This window comes from Protofrankia sp. Cas3, from assembly GCF_963555955.1.
Taxonomy (GTDB): Bacteria; Actinomycetota; Actinomycetes; order Frankiales; family Frankiaceae; genus Protofrankia.
Genome location: NZ_CAUVXP010000020.1, coordinates 36,596 through 53,388, shown reverse-complemented (window position 1 = coordinate 53,388; position 16,793 = coordinate 36,596). Strand labels below are relative to the sequence as shown.

Genomic DNA, 16,793 nt, shown 5'->3' with positions numbered 1-16,793 from the left:
GGCATCAGGTGGTGGCGGAAGGTTTTCTGGACTGGGCCAGGTTCCACGAAATCCTCTCGGCGCTGGTCGTAAGCGCGACGGTCGCTCTTGTCGGTCTGGCGATAGCGTCGGCGCTCGGAATGGTGTTCGCGATCCTGATGAGTCAGGCGCCTTGGATCGAGCGTGCGTTCTACCCCTGGGCTGTGGTGCTGCAGACCATCCCGATTTTGGCGATCGGCCCGCTGGTCGGCTTCTGGTTCGGCTACGGATTCTGGTCCAAGACCATGGTGTGCGTCCTGATCGCGCTCTTCCCGATCATTACGAATACGCTTTTCGGCCTCCGATCCGTGGATCCCGGTCATCACGACCTGTTTACGCTGCGACGAGCCAGCCGGTGGCGACGGCTGAGCCGGCTGGAATTCCCCGGCGCCCTTCCCGCGGTCTTCACCGGGCTCCGCATCTCCGCGGGCCTGTCGGTGATTGGTGCCATCGTGGGCGACTTCTTCTTCCGCCAGGGGGAACCGGGCATCGGTCGGCTCATAGACGACTACACCCGGAGCCTGGACTCCGGGCCGATGTTCGTGGCGGTCATCGTCTCGTCCGTTTTCGGCCTCGCCGTGTTCTGGTTGTTCGGCCTGGCCGCTCACATGATCGTCGGGCCGTGGCACGAGTCCGGACGGCGTTAGCGCCTGTCTGCAGAGCCTGTTTTGCATCTTCCGTTCGATCAGCGAGCCGAGGCGCACGGTCCCCCGTCGACTGACGTCGTCGATTGACGTAGTCGATCGACGGGGGACAGCGGGTTCCCGGCGCGTCAGGGCTTTCGCGCGACGGCGCCGAACTGAGGCACTTCCGCCGGAACGCCATCCACGTCGGGCGGTTCGGGCCGCCAGTGCGAACAGGACACGATACCGGGTTCCAGCAATTCCAGGTGACGGAAGAAACGAGTGACCTCCTGCCGGCTGCGTGCGGTGATCGGGGGCGTGGCGTTCTCGTTCCAGAACTTCATGGATTCGGCGTTCTCTTCGCCGCCCAGTTCACCGGTGGGGTGCGCGAGCACCAGGTAGCTGCCGGCAGGTACGGCGCCCACCAGCCGATCCACAATCGCGACCGCCTCGTCGGTGTCCAGGACAAAGTTCAGGACTCCCAGCATCATGATCGCGATCGGCTGGCTGAAGTCCAGTGTTTTCGCCGCGGCAAGCAAGATCTTATCGGGGTTGCGGGCGTCGGCGTTGATGTAGTCGGTGGCGCCCTCAACGGTGCCGATGAGCAGGGCACGGGCGTGCACCAGGACCAGGGGATCATTGTCGATGTAGACGATCCGTGAATCCGGAGCTACCCGCTGGGCAACTTCGTGGGTGTTGTCGGCGGTGGGTAGCCCGGTGCCGATGTCCAGGAACTGGCGCATCCCGACCTCGCCGGCAAGGTACCGGACCGCGCGGCCGAGGAACGCCCGGTCTGCGCGGGCCACGTGGCCGATGCCCGGGAAGATTTCGAGAACCTGGTTGCCCACCTCGCGGTCGACGGGGTAATGGTCCTTGCCACCCAGCCAGTAGTTCCAGACTCTGGCATTGTGCGCAACGGTCGTGCTGATGGCGGGCGCCTCGTCCTGGTCGGAGTCGTCACCCGGAGGTGAGCCCTCCGACACCGCGGCGGTTTTGAAGTCCCAGGACCGGGGTGCAGCGGCCGAGTCGGCGGGGGTTTCGAAATGCTGTTGCCGGTCGGAACTGCCGGCGGTCGGTGAGCCCTCTTCCACGACGATGTTTCTCCTTACAAATCTGAGTCTGATTGACTACAAATGTAGCCCTCAGCGCCCGACGGCAACCAGTCGCTCGCCACGATGCCCTGTTGGCCTGGCCAGCTTCGGCGCACGGCGATCAGTGCACGGCGATCGCTGCCTCGCCAGCCTGCCACCGACCAGGTGTGGATCGCGGGACGTGCGCCTGATAACGCTACAATGAGGACCACTCTGATGCAGTCGGTCATCACCCCCGCTTTCGGTCGAAAGGACCTTACGTGGTAGACGAGGCGGGCACCGGCTGCCACGTCCTTAGCCACCATCGCATCCGCGAATCTGTTTCTGTTGACCTGCAACAACCCCGCGTTACTGTCGCTGGGTCCGATTGTCCGCTGGGGGGCAGGGCCTGGTTATCGGCCCGCTCCGGTATTGGTCAGGTATTGGTCCGATATTGGTCCGGCATTGGTCTGATACTGGTGACGACGCAGTGGACGGACCAGACGGCGGTGCGCGCTCGTCCCACCATCACTCCCGTTCCCCAGTCGAGGAGAGCAATGCGACTATCAAGACTTGACCGTGGTACCGGGGCAGCGGCTGCGTGCGTCGCCCTGCTGGCATTGGCATTGGCGGGGTGCGGCTCAGGGAATGGATCAGACGGAACCAGCCCGGCCGGCGCGTCGACCGGCACGGGTACCGGCAGCGGCACCGCGACCACGTCCCGCTACACCACGCCGCTGAAGGGGCTCTGCCCGAGCACGGTCGTCGTCCAGACGAGCTGGTGGCCGGAGGCGGACCAGGGGTTCACCTACCAGCTTCTCGGCCCGAACCCGACGATCGACAAGAACAAGAATCGGGTGATCGGCCAGCTCGGCGGTACCGGGGTTAACCTCGAGATCAGGTCTGGTGGTCCGGCAGCCGGCTACCAGCAGCCCTCCGCGCTCCTGGCCCAGGACGACAACATCCTGCTCGGTTATGTCGGCACGGACGAGGCGATCCAGAACTCGGGAAAGGCGCCGACGGTGGCGGTCTTCTCGTCCTACGACAGGAACCCGGAGGTCTTTCTCTGGGGAGACCCCAGCTGGAACTTCACGAGCATCGCCGATATCGGCCGGTCGGGAGCGCCGGTGCTGGCCTACGCGGCCGCGAGCTCCGTGGACGTCCTCGAACGGGAGGGGTTGCTGAACAAGTCGCAGGTCGATCCGTCCTACCAGGGCAGCCCGGACCGTTTCGTCGCAGCCGACGGGAAGATCGTGCAACATGGTTTCGTCACAAACGAGCCCTATCACCTTGAACATGATGTGAAAGCCTGGAATAAGCCGGTTAAATACCTGCTTGTCGACGAGTACCCGGTATATCAGTCCGCACTGTCCATCCGACAGGACAAGCTGGCGGCCAACAGCGCTTGCCTGGCCAAGCTCGTGCCGTTGTTCCAGCAGGCGCAGAGTGACTACGTCGCAGCTCCCGGCCCGACAAACCAGCTCCTACTCGACATCGTCAGCAAGATGAACACGAGCGGGTTCAGCCTTTCGGCCGGTCTGGTCGCGGACGCCAGCGCTAAGCAGAAGGAGCTCAAGCTGATCGCCAATGGTAGTGACGGGGTGCTGGGCAGCTTCGACACCGCGCGCGTCCAGGGGCTGATCGGCCGGCTTACACCGGTCTTCAAGGCTAAAGGCACCGAGCCGAAGGCGGGGCTGGCCCCGGCGGACCTGGTGACCAACCAGTTCCTCGATAAGTCGATCTCCCTGAAGTAGCGAGCATAGCTCGGAATCATCTACCGCTACCTGGGCCGGCGTCGCCATGGGCGCCGGCCCGCACTCGGCGGCTCGGCGGGTCCGGCGCTGGAGTCGGAATTCCGGTCGGCGCCGACGCCACCGATCGGGATTCCGAGAACCGTCCCGGAAACTCTCGGGTAGGCGGTGAGCCCGGGAGGCTGCTCGCGGTCACCAAGGCGTCGGACGCCGGTATGAACACCGTCCAGCTCGCCCGGACCGAACGCGCAGTCACGCAGTACCCACCAGAATGCGTCCGCGAGGTCGCCGGCCAGCTGGTACCCGCCGTCGGGCAGCACAAGACACCAGCCGCCTTCACCCAGGCCGAGCATGGTCGAGAGGGGGCGGGCGGACCGGACATCCCACAGCCGAACCGTCCCGTCCGCGCCTGCGGAGACGAGCAGCGCGCCATTCGGGGTGAAGGCAACTGTGTGGACCGCGCCGACATGGCCGCCGAGACGGGACACGGACAGACCCGTGGCCGGTTCGTGCAGCCGGATCGTCCCGTCCGTACCACCGGACGCCAGCAGCGTGCCGTCCGGGCTGAACGCCACCGAACGCACCTCGCTCACGTGCCCGGTCGGGTGCGCACCACCCGGCCGGCCCAGGGTTCGATCATTGCGATGACCGGGCCCCACGCGGCGGCGAGCAGCGTTGCGGACGGGCTGAACACGACCGCCCGGATCTGTGCCCCGGGTGGCCTGACCACCACCCGTACCGGGTCGCGGCCGGCGACGGCGACCTCGGCGAGCTCGGGTCTGGCCAGTGTCGACGCGTCGATCTCGGTACCCAGTAGAGCGGCCCGGTGCCACCTGCTCCGCTCGACCGCGGCGCCGTGCATGACGACCTTGATCAGGCGCGCGCCGGTGAGATCGGCACCGGACAGATCAGCCCGGTTCAGGACGACGGAATGCAGCACTGCGCCGACCAGCCGGGCACCGGTCAGGCTCGCGCCGGTCAGATCGGCGTCGTGGAGCCGCACGCCGGTCAGGTCGGCACCGGAGAGGTCCGCGAACCGCAGGTCGAGGCCGGAGAGCTCGTCGTCCTTGCCGCGCAGGTCCTGCCCGGCCAGGCGGACCCGGATGCTGCGGATCTGCAGCCGCCGGGTGACCGCCAGCGCGTTGGCCCTGGCGGTGTCGGTCGCGGCCTGGTCCTCGTAGACCGTCCGGGCCCAGCCCTCGGCTTCGGTCCGGCCGGGCGGTCTCCTCCAACCGGCTGAGGTCCATGTCCCGCTCGGCGCCACGCCACAGCTGCAGGGTGAGCGCGGTCACCGCCCGGCGGATCTGGTCGACGCCCAGCCCGGGTATGGCCCCCAGCGTCGGACGCCGCCGGTTCACCTCGAAACGCAGCCACCGCGCGATCAGATTCTCGTACAGGTACGCGGAGCTGATTCCACCGCCGGCGGCCCGCACCGCGCGCAGTTCGTCCTCGTCCAGGTCCGCGATGAAGGACAGCATGCGGGGGTTGCGGGAAAGCCCGAGGAGATCTTTGATGTCACGGATCAGCTCGAGGCGACGGTCGGCGGCGCTGGTATCCCCGCCGTAGAGACGGCTGAGGAAGTCGCGGATCTGGCTGTCCGCGAAATCACCGAGCTCGACCAGTCTGCTGCCCGCGACCAGGTGGACTTCGTCGCCGAGGGTGGTGCGCCACTGGGTGTCCGAGGCGAAATGCTGGGTCCGGCTGCTCAGCACGACCTTGGCTCGCCCGGTCACCGCGGTGAGAATCGTCCGCAGGTGTTCGGCGGCCCGATCGTAGGTGACCTGTATCGCCAGCTCGTCGAAGCCGTCGAACAGCAACACCAGCTGCCCGCGTGCCAGCATCCGGCGCACCGCGCGGATGTCGATGGACTCCTCGCCGGCTACCGCCAGATGCTGGGCCAACAGCGCGTCCAGGCTGTGGTTCTTCTCCAGTGCCCGCAGTTCGATGAATACCGGTACCAGATTCGGCAGGATTCTCGGGAGCCGACGGGCAAGCTCCCGTAACAGGAACGTCTCCCGACTCCTCCCGGGTGCGATCCTCCCGGGTGCGATCCTCCCGGGTGCGATCCTCCCGGGTGTGAGCCACCCGGATAGGCCGGCTGCTGCGCAGGGCGGACACCATCGGTGTGCGCAGCCCGGACCCCGCTCAACAATGCGGCTCGGGCCGGGTCCTCCGACATGCCGACAAGATCGATCCATGTGTAGCCGCCGAGCAGTCCGGGACGTTCAAGCGGTGCCACGCGGACCGGGATCAGGCGCCGCCGACGTCCCAGCGGGTCATCCCGGGAAGCGGCCTGCCACTCCGCCTCGACATAATCCGAACGAAGCGCGTCCGGTGACAACACGACCAGCGTGTGGTCGGCCTCGTTGACGGTCCGCTGCATCCATGCCGCCCAGTTCGTGCTCGGCGCTGAATGCCATGCCTGAATCCGTACGTCATACCTGGCGCCGTCGAGTTCCCAGGCGATCCACTCCGCCCACGTTCGATCGGCCTGTGTGTAGCTGACAAAGACCGTGGGCAGCCGTGCGTCGTCTCCGTTGACCACGTCACGGATGCTCCCACATTCACCGCCACCGCCACCGCGACATTCACCGCCACCGCCACCGGCAGGCGGGTCCGATGCGAACGGTACCGACGGCGGCCAGGGTGCGGGCCGGAGCACGCAGCCCTGGCCCCACTCCTTGCAGCGCCTCGCCGGCTACGGGATCAGCGTCTTGGCGAGTTCACGCCATTGGTTGATCGGAATGGTCTCCGGGGCGGCTGTGGTCACGCTTACCGCGACGTGGTCGGCCCCTGCCCGCGCATGTTCAGCGACTCGGGCCTCGACCGCGTGGACGTCGCCCCAGGCGACAAGGGCGTCAACGAGTCGATCATCAAGGTGGGCGATCTCGTCCTCGGTGAAGCCCATCCGGCGGAAGTTCGCAGGGTAGGCGGGGACCGTGCTCAGAAAGCCGAGAGGTCCACGGGCGATCCCTCGCGCGTGGCCGGGATCTGTGTCGAGGACGACGAGCTGTTCGATGGCGAGCGTGGTGTCCTCGCCCAGCAGCGACCGGGCGTGGGCGGTGTAGTCGGGGGTGACCAGGACGGGGAAGGCGCCGGCGGCGCGGCGGCGGGCCAGGTCGAGCATGCGTGGCCCCAGCGCCGCCATCACGCGTGCGGTCACCGGGACGGAGCCCAGCGCATCGAGGTATGTGGTCAGCGTCTGCACCGGTTTCGCCCCGTGTGCGCCGCCGAGGCCGACGACGAACCGACCCGGGTGGGTGGCCTCCAGGTCGGCGTACAGGGCCGCCACCGCCTCCGGTTCGAACCGGTCGACGGAGATGATCCCGCTGGCGACCCGAACAGTGCGGGTGGCGCGCACAAGATCAGCGATCTGCCCGAGGCTGCTGAGTGGGCCGCCCGTCAGCCAGATCGTCGAATAGCCCAAGTCCTCCAGCTCGACCGCTGCGTCGAGGAAACCGTCCGCTGCGGGGCTCAGGACCGCACCGACCGGTCCCAGCTCGATCTTCGACATCAGCCGTCCCCTCCAAACCGCGCAGGTCACCCGACGGAAGGTCACAACAGAGCCAGGCGCGGGGATGTTCCGGCTCCCCTCCGAGCCGACACGTCCGGCAAGCCCATGGCCCGTAGTCCTCGGCGAGCGGGGCCTGGCCAAAGGTCTTAAGCGCCCCGTTGATGCGGAGAGACCGCGCGACTGCACACCCGTCGCACCCGGGTCGCTCCTGTCCCGAAATTCTGCGGGACCGCGCGCCTCAGCTGGCGGGCGCCGGCTCGGGGGCGGCCGTGACCACGGTTGGTTCGGGCTGCGCCGTCCGCATGTCGCGGCGGCCGGGCAGGGCGAGAGCGCCGACGGCGCCGAGCCAGCACACGCCGGCGGCGACCAGGCAGGCGATGTGCAGGCCGCTCATGAACGACGCGTTGACGTCGGTGACGAGCTGGTGGCTCAGCGACGGTGCGGCGTTGGCGGCTGTCGTGATCGCTGCGCCGACGTAGTCGCGGGCGGCGATCGCCACGTCGCGGGGCAGCGCGGCGACGGTCGTGCCGGCCAGGTGGTGGACGTAGATCGAGGTGAACACGCTGCCGATGACGGCGACGCCGAGCGTGCCACCGGCCTCCCGGGTGGCGTCGTTGACCGCGGACCCGACACCGGCTTTCGCCGGCGGAAGCACGCTGAGGATCGACTCGGTGGCCGGGGCGGTGGTCAGGCCGAGGCCGGTGCCCATGATGACCATCTGCGCGGCGATCTGCAGGTAGGACTCGTAGGTCGCGGAAACCGCGATCCAGGCGAACGCCGTGCCGAACATCAGCAACCCGGTGACGACGATGACGCGGGTGCCGAGCCGGCCGGTCAGCGCCGCGCCGAGCACCGACCCGATCGCGATGGTGATGGCCACCGGCAGGATCCGTACGCCGGTCGAGATGGTGCTGTAGCCGCGGATGAACTGGAAGTACTGGGTGATCAGGAAGATGAAGCCGAAGAGCGCGAAGAAGGCGACGGTCACCGCACCGCTCGCGGCGGAGAAGGCCGGCGTACGGAACAGGCTCACGTCGAGCATGGGGTCGGCGCGGCGCCGCTCGACGGTGACGAACGCGGCGGCGATGATCGCGGTGGCGGTGAAGCCGACGATCGACCATGGCGACGTCCAGCCGCGCTCCGGCGCCTCGATGATCGTGTAGACGAGCAGTCCGATGCCGGCCGACGAGGTGGCCAGACCGGGCAGGTCCAGCCGGGCCGAGCGCGGGTCGCGGGATTCGGGCACGAGCACGACGGCGAGGGCTGCCGCGACCAGCGCGACCGGGACGAGCGCGAGGAACACCCCGCCCCACCAGACGTGGGCGAGGATGAGTCCGCCGGTGACCGGGCCGACGGCGACCCCGAGGCCGGTGACCGCGCCCCACACGCCGATCGCCTTGGCGCGCTCGGCCCGGTCGGGGTAGGCATTGGTGATGATCGACAGTGTTGTCGGGTAGATGAGTGCGGCGAACGCGCCCATGACGAAGCGCACCGCGACCAGCGCGCCGGCTCCGGTGCACAGCGCCCCGATCCCGCTGGCGACCGCGAAACCGGCGAGCCCGCCGAGCAGCACCGGGCGACGGCCGAACCGGTCGCCGATCGACCCGCCGGTGAGCACGAGCGCGGCGAAGGCCAGGTTGTACCCGTCGACGATCCACTGCAGGTCGCGGGTGGTCGCGCCGAGCTGACGGGCCATGTCGGGCAGGGCGACGTTGACGATCGTGGTGTCGAGGTTGATGGCGAACACGGCCAGGCAGACGGTCGCGAGGACCGCGAGCCGGCGGCGGGAGCTCATGGGAGGCATCGGGACCACGTCTCCTGAAGTTGACGGTGACAACATTGACGAGCGTGCCACGGGAAGTAGACACTGTCAACATGCTGGCTGCCGATTCCTCGCGCCCGTACCACCACGGCCGATTGCGGGAGGCGCTCGTCGATGCCGGTGTCGCGCTGGCCCGGGCCGGAGGCCCCGAGGCGGTGGTCCTGCGGGCGGCCAGTCGCGCCGCCGGCGTCTCGAACAACGCGGCGTACCGGCACTTCGCTGACCGGGACGAGTTGCTGCGCGCCGTCTGCGAACGCTCCATGAGCAGTCTGGCGCTGCTCATGGAGCAGCGCGTTGCGGCCCTGCCCGCGGACCCCGACCCGGTGGCGGCCGCCTGGGCTCGGTTCGATGCGCTCGGGCGGGCCTACGTGGAGTTCGCCACCACTGAACCCGGCTGGTTCCGGACGGCGTTCGCCGTGCCGCGCACCATGCACTCCTTCGGGCCCGGCGAAGGAGTGGGTGCCAGCGGAGTCGGCCCGTACGAACTGCTCAGCGCCCGGCTCGACGAGCTGGTCGAGGTCGGCGCGATCCCGCCCGAACGCCGTCCCAGGGCCGAGTACGCCGCCTGGTCGGCCGTGCACGGCCTGTCGACGCTGCTCAGCGACGGACCGTTGCGCGACATCCCCGCCACTGAACATGATCAGGCTCTTCTGGTCGTCCTCGACTTCGTCGCCCGCGGAATCTGACGGAATCCGACCGGATTACGATCTTCGATGGCTGGCACTTCCGGGCCGGTCAGGGTCTGTGGTGGCGGGCAGGGCTCGGTCAGCGTCGGCGGTGTGCGGTCATCGGCAGGCCGTCGCGGGGACGCAGGGTCACCTGCGGCAGGGGGACGATCTCGACATCCGGGTCCGGCTCGAACGACCATCGGCGGGCGATCGCGGCCAATGCGAGCACTCCCTCGAAGTGGGCGAAGGTGTTGCCGATGCACTGGCGGGGACCACCGCCGAACGGGAAGTAGGAGTAGCGCGGCTGGCCGGGCGGGGCTGCGCCGACGCCGATGGTTGCGCCGACGAGCCAGCGGGTCGGGTCGAAACGCTCCGGGTCGGGCCACCAGGTTTCGTCGCGGTGCACGACCCATTGGCTGAACAGCAACGTCGAGCCCGCGGGCAGTAGGTAGCCGCCGACCTCGCGGTCCACGGTGAGGTGACGGCCCATCGTCCAGACCGGCGGATAGAGCCGCATCGACTCGCGCAGCACGGCGTCGGTGTAGGGCAGGCGCGCGATGTCCGCCATCGTCGGCCGGCGGTCGCCCAGTACCTCGTCGAGTTCGGCGTGCATCCGGGCCGAGACCGCCCGGTCGCGTCCGAGCAGGTGGAAGGTCCAGCTCAGGGCATTAGCGGTCGTCTCGTGCCCGGCGAGAAGAATGGTGAGGGCCTCATCGCGCACCTCCTCGTCGGCCATGCCCACGCCGGTGTCGGTGTCCCGGGTGGACAGCAGCAGCGACAGCAGGTCGTCGCCGTCTGCGCCGGCGGCGCGGCGGCGCTCGATCAGCGCATAGACGACCCGGTCGAGTGCTGCGCGGGCATCGCGCCGGCGTCGAGCTGCGGGCAGGGGAAGCCGCTCGAGCATCTCGAACCCGGGCAACCGGGCCCGTCCGGCGGCAGCCATGTTCTCGGTCAACGCCGTGCGGACGACCTCGATGACCTCGCTGTCGAGGTCGACGTCGAACAGGGTGCGGGCTACGATCGCGAGCGTCATCTCGGTCATCTCGGCGTGGACGTCGAGGTGCTGGCCGTGGCCCCAGGTGTCAGCGGTGGCGTCGGCGATCGCGGCGAACGTCTCGCTGTAGCCGGCGATGCGCTGGTGGTGGAACAACGGCTGCATGAGTCGGCGCTGCCGGCGGTGGACGTCACCCGTGCTGGTCAACAACCCCCGGCCGAGCAGCAGCGTGAGTGGCTGGATGACCGTCTCCCTGGAACCGAGGCCGCGCCGGACGGCGCCCTTGGCGTGCGTCCGGTTCGACCCGACCAGTCCGTCGGCGATCGCGGCCGGGTCGGCGACGAGGAACGCCGACATCGGCCGGGAGGCGATGCGGACGACCGGTCCGTAGGTGCGACGCAGCCGGGTGAGACCTGCCAGGGGGTCGGAGCGCAGCATCCGTACCGATGCGAGCGGTCCGCCTCCCGGCCCGGGCACCTGGTCGGCACCTTTCGGTGCCGCGTTCGGCGCGTGCGCGAACGTGGGTGTGACGGTCATCGAAACCTCCTCCGGTGATCGAGCGACGGGGCCGCCGGCGCGTGCAGCTCCACCGGGTACGCCGCCATGGGACAAGGAGACAGCGCAAACATACGAATCCCGTGTGAGCGCCTTGGGAATCGAGCCTGGAAAACTCCGCCGCCCCGATGCGGAGCGCGCTGATCGAGTCGGCGAACGGCCTGCCGAACCAGCGGGTGAAGTCGGTCACCTGGGACCAGGGGACGGAGCCGGCAGATCACACCGCTGTCTCCTGTTCGCAAGCATCAATGTCTGTTTCGTTGACCCCGGCTGCCGCCATCATGCGATACCGGCCGGGCGCGACCGCGATGCCCCACCGGCATTCCGGCTATGAGCTGATCTACGTACTGAGTGGCGAGTTGGAGACCGATGACGGCACGTACCCGGCGAACAGCCTGCTCGTCATGCCGCCAGGGAGCGTGCACGCGCCGCGTAGCCCACGCGGCTGTGTCGGGCTGGTCGTGTGGGAGCAACCGGTCCGTCCAGCGTGACGACAGTGCATCACCGGACATCGTGGTGCCGCGCCACCAGCCACCGGGCTCAAGCCGTTGGTGTCTTCAGGAGCGCCGGGAGCGGAATGTCGCGGCCTTGGCGCGATTGCCGCACCAGCGCATGTCACACCAGCGTCGGGAACCGCGGCGCGAGGTGTCCGTATAGAGCCGGGTGCACTCGTCGGCGGCGCACTCCTTGACGGCATGTGCGAGCGGGCCGGTCAGCAGCTCGGCTGCCGCGCGGGACACAGTGGACAGCACGGCGTCCAGGTCGCCGTCGCGCGACGCCGATCCGTCCGCGGCCAGGTGCACTTGCACCGGCATCGCCGCTGCGGCGGCGTTGAGTAGGGCGCGGTCGGCGGCGTCGTAGGGGGCGCGATCGCGGGCCGCGCAGGCCAACCGATAGATCGCTTCGCGTAGGCGCACGGCGCACACGAGTCCGTCGGCGTCGACCGGCGGCCGCTCGTCGACGAGCCCGGCCTCGACGATCCAGCAGGCCAGGTCATCCGGCGCGGTGAGAAGGTCCCGTGCGTCGGTTCGCCGGTGCTGCACAGTACCTGCCAGATCCAAGGCCACGTTCCCGCTGACGAAGGCGAATGTCATTTTATCAGGCTAACCACATCGACAGGTTCCGCGAGAGTCTGCTAGGTTGCTAACCGTACTGGATGGTTACTTGGATATGGGTCACCGCACCGATCGCGGGGCCGGGCGGTCCGGTGTTGACGCCTGTCCGGGTTTGTCGCGTCCGGCTGTGTTGATGATGGTTAGAGGATGACGGGAGTCCTGAGATGGCAGTCAAGGTAGGTATCAACGGTTTTGGCCGAATCGGTCGTTGCTTCCTGCGTGCCGTGCTCGACCGTCGTGTCGACGTCGAGGTCATAGCCGTCAACGACCTGACCGACGCGCGGACTCTGGCCCACCTGCTCAAGTATGACAGCACCCTGGGTCTACTGCGCGCAGAGGTGTCAGTGGATGACGACACAATTGTTGTCGACGGCCGCAAGATTGCCGTACTCGCCGAACGCAACCCCGCAAGTCTTCCCTGGGCTGAGCTCGGCGTGGACGTTGTCATCGAATCGACCGGTGTGTTCACGGACGCTGTCAAGGCGCGGGCGCATATCGAGGCCGGCGCAAAAAAGGTCGTCATCTCGGCTCCCGCCAAGAACGAGGACATTACCCTTGCGTACGGCATCAACGACGACCAGTATGACCCAGCCGCGCACAGCGTCGTCTCCAACGCGTCCTGCACCACGAACTGTCTGGCGCCGCTGGCAAAGGTGCTCGACGATTCGTTCGGTATCGAGCGCGGGTCGATGACCACCGTCCACGCCTACACACAGGACCAGAACATCCAGGACGGACCCCACCGCGACCTGCGCCGGGCCCGTGCCGCCGGGATCAACCTCGTGCCAACCACGACCGGTGCGGCGAAGGCGATCGGCCTGGTGCTGCCGCGGCTCAAAGGCAAGCTGGACGGCTACTCGCTGCGCGTGCCCGTGCCCGTCGGCTCGATCACCGACTTCACCGTGGATATATCCAGAGAAACCACGGTGGAGGAGGTTAACGCGGCATTCGCGTCGGCCGCGAACGGCTCCCTGGCCGGGATCCTGGCCTACGCCGAAGAGCCGATCGTCTCCAGCGACATCGTCGGTAATCCGGCGTCCTGCATCTTCGACGCGGGCCTCACGAAGGTCGTTGGCGGTCGACATGTGAAGATTGCAGGCTGGTACGACAACGAGTCGGGCTTCTCCAATCGTCTTGTCGACACTGCATTGTTGGTCGGCACCGGCCGCCGCGGCTGATGACAGGCCGTGCCGGGCGTACGAACGCCGCTCGCTGACCACGTCGGCAGGGGGTGACGCGCCTCTGCGCACCCCACCCTCGCCCACCAGTAGACCTGGACCCGACAATGGCACAATCAACATCAAAAACCGGAAGTCCGCTTAATGACGGGAAGTGCGACCCCTGGGGGCGGTTTCTGGCGGGCAATCTGTATCCTGAGAGTCTGCCCAGCATCAGCAGGCCGGCGGGAATGATAATGATCAGATATCCGATTATCACGCCCGTGTAGACCGGCAGCGCCGGTTCACCCCGGGTGCTGTTCAGGGTGTTCACCACACTGAAGAGCTCGCCGCCGAGTTCGCCGGAGCAGCCGTCTGCTGCGCCGGCGACGGCGCTCTTAGAAGCCGGGAAAAACCATGCGCAGCTGGTCGAGATCCACGCCGTCGACCTGCGTCGGTGGGGTGTGGTCAGGGTCAAGGCGGCCGTACACCAGGCGCAGGAACGCCTCGGCGGGCAGCGCAAGTCGCGGCAGTTGCTCGTGGCCGTCCCATCCAGCCAGCTGCACGGAGTCGTCGACGTCGAGGACGATCTCCCGCTCGGGATCGTGGGTGGTGACCCGCAGGCGGATGGACGGACCGGTCGGTTTCGCGACGAAGCCCACGAGCACGCCGAGCCCGTCGATGAGCTCACCAACGGCCACCCCGTCCACGGTCGCTGCCGGATCGAGCGCGACCGCGACATCCCAGGTGTGCACGGCATGCTCGCCGAGGCGCAGCCGCGCCATGCCGGCGGCATCGAGCTCCATCGGGCCGAACGTAACGCGCAGCTGCTGCAGCTGGTCGGTGTCCAGCGCCTCGTACGCCTCGACCAGCACCCGGTCGGCGGGTAGGGCGTCGCTGGCCTGCCGGTCGGGTGTCTTGGCGTTCCAGGTGTCCCAGATGTCGGCGAAGATGGTCGGGTCCGGGGCGGGACGGCCGGCGAGCGCGGCGTCCAGCACGAGTGCGCTGATCTGCGCGCCTGAGCCGAGGTGGGACAGCACCTGGGCGATCGTCCAGTCGGCGGCATAGGAGCGACCGCGGAGCTGGTCGGCGGTGAGGGGCTCGACGACGGCTTGCAACCGCTCGTGTGAGCGGCGGACAGCGGCGATCGCGGACTGGGCCTCTGATGGCACTTTTCCTCCGGTGGAGCCGGCTGGTCGGGGACCGACCAGGGTCGTGGGGCCGCCCGCGGACACCCCCACCCGGTGGCGGCTCCTTGGCGACGCGGACGAGCTTGGCGCGGGCGCCGGGAGGGCACTCGTGGTGTGAGCATGGTCGCATGGGTGCATACGACGATGTGTACCGGCGGAGTCTGGCCGACCCGGCGGGGATCTAGAGACAGCGCAAACATACGAATCCCGTGTGAGCACCGTGGGGATCGAGTCTGGAAAACTCGGCTGCTCCTTGGATGCGAGCATCGATGTCTGTTTTGTTCACCCCAGTCAGCCGGTCTGTGAACGCGGGACGAATGAAGAACACGGACGGGATCATTCTTGAATACATTCGGAAAGTGGTGACGATTCCCTTTCGTCCGATCTTTCTGAATGCCGTGTCGTACGCACCCGACATACGGCAGAGGCGTATGCTTGATTGCCGGACGCCACCCGAAGTTTTCGCCGAGATGCCAGCGAACCTGCTTTCACCGGTTGACACCGCCTGTTGCGGTCCGCGGTCGGGCTGGAATCCAGGTCGGATCAACACGGGCGCATCCCGACGAAGTAGGGAGTGATAAATGGTGAGTTCGCAGGACGTTGTCGACGTGATTGTCGTCGGTGGGGGTTATTCTGGACTTTCTGCCGCCTGGGCCTTGAACGGCCAGGGTCACTCGGTGACAGTGCTCGAGGCGCGGGACAGGGTTGGTGGCCGCGCATGGACCCAGCAGATACCTGGGGGCGGTTGGGTGGACAACGGCGGCCAGTGGATCGGGCCGGGTCAGACCCGGATCCTCGCGCTCGCCGAGGAGATGGGCGTGACGACGTTTCCCACGTTCCAGGACGGGCGGCATATCCTCGTCTACGACGGCGTGCGGACCGTCTACGCGGCTGAGAGCTCCGGCTCGCTGGAGATCCCGGTTCCCACGGAAGATCTCGCGGATTTCATGAATGCCGTGGCCGTGATTGACGCGCTCTCCAGGGAAGTTCCGTCCGAAGCACCGTGGGAAGCGTCGCGGGCGACGGAGTGGGACACCCAGACCGTCGCCACCTGGATGGAGCAGAACCTGAAGACGGCCGGTGCGAAATTCGCCCTTCACTCCGTGATCGTCGGGTACTTCTCGGTGGAACCGTGTGACCTGTCGTTCTTGCACCTCCTCTTTTACGTCGCGGCGGCGGGTGGGGTTGAGGAACTCGAGGCGAGCTCGCTGGTCTGGCGTTTCCTGGGCGGAGCGCAGGAGATTCCCGTCCGCCTGGCTGAACGACTCGGAGGAAAGATCAAATACGAGTCACCGGCGAGGACGATCAACCAGACGAGCGATTCGATGATCGTCGAAACGGACAACGGCCGTTATGAAGGCAGGTACGTCATCGTAGCAGCTTCGCCCGCTCTGGCCGCACGGATCCGGTACGACCCTCCGATGCCCGCCTCTCGCGACCAGTACACACAACGGATGCCGTTGGGCTCGGTGATCAAGTGTCACGCCGTGTACCCGTACGCGTTCTGGCGGGATGACAACCTCAACGGTCAGGTCGTGAGTGAGGACGACATCAATTCGATCTTCGACAACTCGCCGCCCGACGGTGTCCCCGGCATTCTGGTCGGCTTTATCGAGGGCGAGGTCGCCCGCCGCTGGCTGGACCGGTCCGAGGAGGATGTGCGGCAGAAGATGCTCGACTACTTTGTCGTGCACTTCGGCGAGCGGGCCCGCACGCCGCAGCATTTCTACTACGCCAACTGGGGCCGCGAACCCTGGTCGCGGGGCTGCTACAGCGGTGTCCCGACCCCGGGAACCTGGACGAACTACCGAGATGCTCTGCGTAGGCCCGTCGGCCGTATTCACTGGGCCGGGACGGAAACATCCACACAATGGGTCCAGTACATGGAGGGCGCCGTGCGTTCCGGACAACGCGCCGCCGCAGAGGTTCACGAGGAGCTCTCGAAATGAGTGACGTCGCCGATGCGGTCCACGATCTCATTGCGGCGTTCACGACCAGGAATGTTGATACATTCGCCCGGATCCTCGCCGACGACGTCGTCGTCGATCACGTCACGCTGGGGCGGAAAATCGAGGGGAAAGAAGCCGTCGTCGCATGGTTCACGAACATGCAGGAGATGACGGAGGCCGATCACATCGAAATCAAGCGCCTCTGCGAGGACGGGTCGACGGTCTGGGCGGAGCGCATCGACAGGCACCGCGTCGACGGCGAGTGGCACGAGATCCCCGTGATGGGCATTATCGAGATGAACGCGGGCCACCAGCTGACCCTGATGCGTGACTACTTCGACCCGGGGCTCGCTCTTTAACTCAGCGA

17 protein-coding genes are annotated in these 16,793 nt (G+C 67.5%); 7 read left to right on the top strand and 10 right to left on the bottom strand.

Translation table 11 applies throughout. The annotated features are described in order from the left end of the window. Positions 1-665: ABC transporter permease (locus U9983_RS06295; RefSeq protein WP_322753120.1), on the top strand; the 665-nt coding region annotated here is incomplete at its 5' end. A gap of 125 nt (positions 666-790) precedes the next feature. Here the strand turns inward: U9983_RS06295 and U9983_RS06290 are convergent. Continuing rightward, complete coding sequence (locus U9983_RS06290) at positions 791-1,624, bottom strand: SAM-dependent methyltransferase (protein ID WP_416211292.1); 834 nt, start codon at positions 1,622-1,624, stop codon at positions 791-793. A gap of 644 nt (positions 1,625-2,268) precedes the next feature. Between U9983_RS06290 and U9983_RS06285 the strand changes: the two genes are divergently transcribed. Beyond that, complete coding sequence (locus U9983_RS06285) at positions 2,269-3,465, top strand: hypothetical protein (RefSeq protein WP_322753118.1); 1,197 nt, start codon at positions 2,269-2,271, stop codon at positions 3,463-3,465. A 26-nt stretch (positions 3,466-3,491) separates the two neighbouring features. Here U9983_RS06285 and U9983_RS06280 read toward each other — a convergent pair whose 3' ends face one another. The 6 genes from U9983_RS06280 to U9983_RS06260 all read right to left on the bottom strand — a co-directional run bounded on the left by U9983_RS06280 (position 3,492) and on the right by U9983_RS06260 (position 8,780). Further along, the gene (locus U9983_RS06280; protein ID WP_322753117.1) at positions 3,492-4,037 is read right to left on the bottom strand and encodes a hypothetical protein; all 546 of its coding nucleotides are present in this window, start codon (positions 4,035-4,037) and stop codon (positions 3,492-3,494) included. A 14-nt stretch (positions 4,038-4,051) separates the two neighbouring features. Continuing rightward, on the bottom strand, positions 4,052-4,465 hold the full coding sequence (locus U9983_RS06275) for a pentapeptide repeat-containing protein (RefSeq protein ID WP_322753116.1): 414 nt from the start codon (positions 4,463-4,465) through the stop codon (positions 4,052-4,054). Beyond that, a complete protein-coding gene (locus U9983_RS06270) occupies positions 4,371-5,363 on the bottom strand; it encodes a hypothetical protein (protein WP_322753115.1) in 993 nt (330 codons plus the stop codon). Before U9983_RS06270 ends, U9983_RS06275 begins: the two co-directional genes overlap by 95 nt. Further along, positions 5,342-6,007: a toll/interleukin-1 receptor domain-containing protein gene (locus tag U9983_RS27740; RefSeq protein ID WP_416211290.1), complete on the bottom strand. Its 666-nt coding sequence runs from the start codon at positions 6,005-6,007 to the stop codon at positions 5,342-5,344. Before U9983_RS27740 ends, U9983_RS06270 begins: the two co-directional genes overlap by 22 nt. A 153-nt stretch (positions 6,008-6,160) precedes the next feature. Beyond that, a complete protein-coding gene (locus tag U9983_RS06265; protein ID WP_322753114.1) occupies positions 6,161-6,976 on the bottom strand; it encodes a TIGR03620 family F420-dependent LLM class oxidoreductase in 816 nt (271 codons plus the stop codon). A 238-nt stretch (positions 6,977-7,214) separates the two neighbouring features. Continuing rightward, positions 7,215-8,780, bottom strand: coding sequence for an MFS transporter (locus U9983_RS06260; RefSeq protein WP_322753113.1), 1,566 nt, complete (start codon positions 8,778-8,780; stop codon positions 7,215-7,217). A gap of 26 nt (positions 8,781-8,806) precedes the next feature. Between U9983_RS06260 and U9983_RS06255 the strand changes: the two genes are divergently transcribed. Further along, positions 8,807-9,484 (top strand): TetR/AcrR family transcriptional regulator, encoded by a 678-nt coding sequence (locus U9983_RS06255; RefSeq protein WP_322753112.1) that lies wholly within the window; start codon positions 8,807-8,809, stop codon positions 9,482-9,484. Between the two features lie 79 nt (positions 9,485-9,563). On the opposite strand, the gene U9983_RS06250 is transcribed toward U9983_RS06255, so the two are convergent. Continuing rightward, positions 9,564-10,997, bottom strand: a complete 1,434-nt coding sequence (locus tag U9983_RS06250) for a cytochrome P450 (RefSeq protein ID WP_322753111.1) — start codon at positions 10,995-10,997, stop codon at positions 9,564-9,566. Positions 10,998-11,263: 266 nt separating this feature from the next. Here U9983_RS06250 and U9983_RS06245 point away from each other — a divergent pair, with 266 nt between their 5' ends. Beyond that, positions 11,264-11,506, top strand: coding sequence for a cupin domain-containing protein (locus U9983_RS06245; RefSeq protein WP_322753110.1), 243 nt, complete (start codon positions 11,264-11,266; stop codon positions 11,504-11,506). A gap of 66 nt (positions 11,507-11,572) precedes the next feature. Here U9983_RS06245 and U9983_RS06240 read toward each other — a convergent pair whose 3' ends face one another. Then, a complete protein-coding gene (locus U9983_RS06240; RefSeq protein ID WP_322753109.1) occupies positions 11,573-12,109 on the bottom strand; it encodes a CGNR zinc finger domain-containing protein in 537 nt (178 codons plus the stop codon). Between the two features lie 185 nt (positions 12,110-12,294). On the opposite strand from U9983_RS06240, the gene gap reads away from it, so the two are divergent. After that, complete coding sequence (gene gap, locus U9983_RS06235) at positions 12,295-13,308, top strand: type I glyceraldehyde-3-phosphate dehydrogenase (RefSeq protein ID WP_322753108.1); 1,014 nt, start codon at positions 12,295-12,297, stop codon at positions 13,306-13,308. Between the two features lie 377 nt (positions 13,309-13,685). On the opposite strand, the gene U9983_RS06230 is transcribed toward gap, so the two are convergent. Next, positions 13,686-14,459 carry a maleylpyruvate isomerase family mycothiol-dependent enzyme gene (locus U9983_RS06230; RefSeq protein WP_322753107.1) on the bottom strand — a complete coding sequence of 258 codons (774 nt, stop codon included), beginning with the start codon at positions 14,457-14,459 and terminating at the stop codon, positions 13,686-13,688. Positions 14,460-15,058: 599 nt separating this feature from the next. Between U9983_RS06230 and U9983_RS06225 the strand changes: the two genes are divergently transcribed. After that, complete coding sequence (locus tag U9983_RS06225) at positions 15,059-16,426, top strand: flavin monoamine oxidase family protein (RefSeq protein ID WP_322753106.1); 1,368 nt, start codon at positions 15,059-15,061, stop codon at positions 16,424-16,426. Next, entirely contained in the window at positions 16,423-16,785 is a 363-nt protein-coding gene (locus U9983_RS06220) for a limonene-1,2-epoxide hydrolase family protein (protein WP_322753105.1), read from the top strand. Before U9983_RS06225 ends, U9983_RS06220 begins: the two co-directional genes overlap by 4 nt. Positions 16,786-16,793 lie beyond the last annotated feature (8 nt).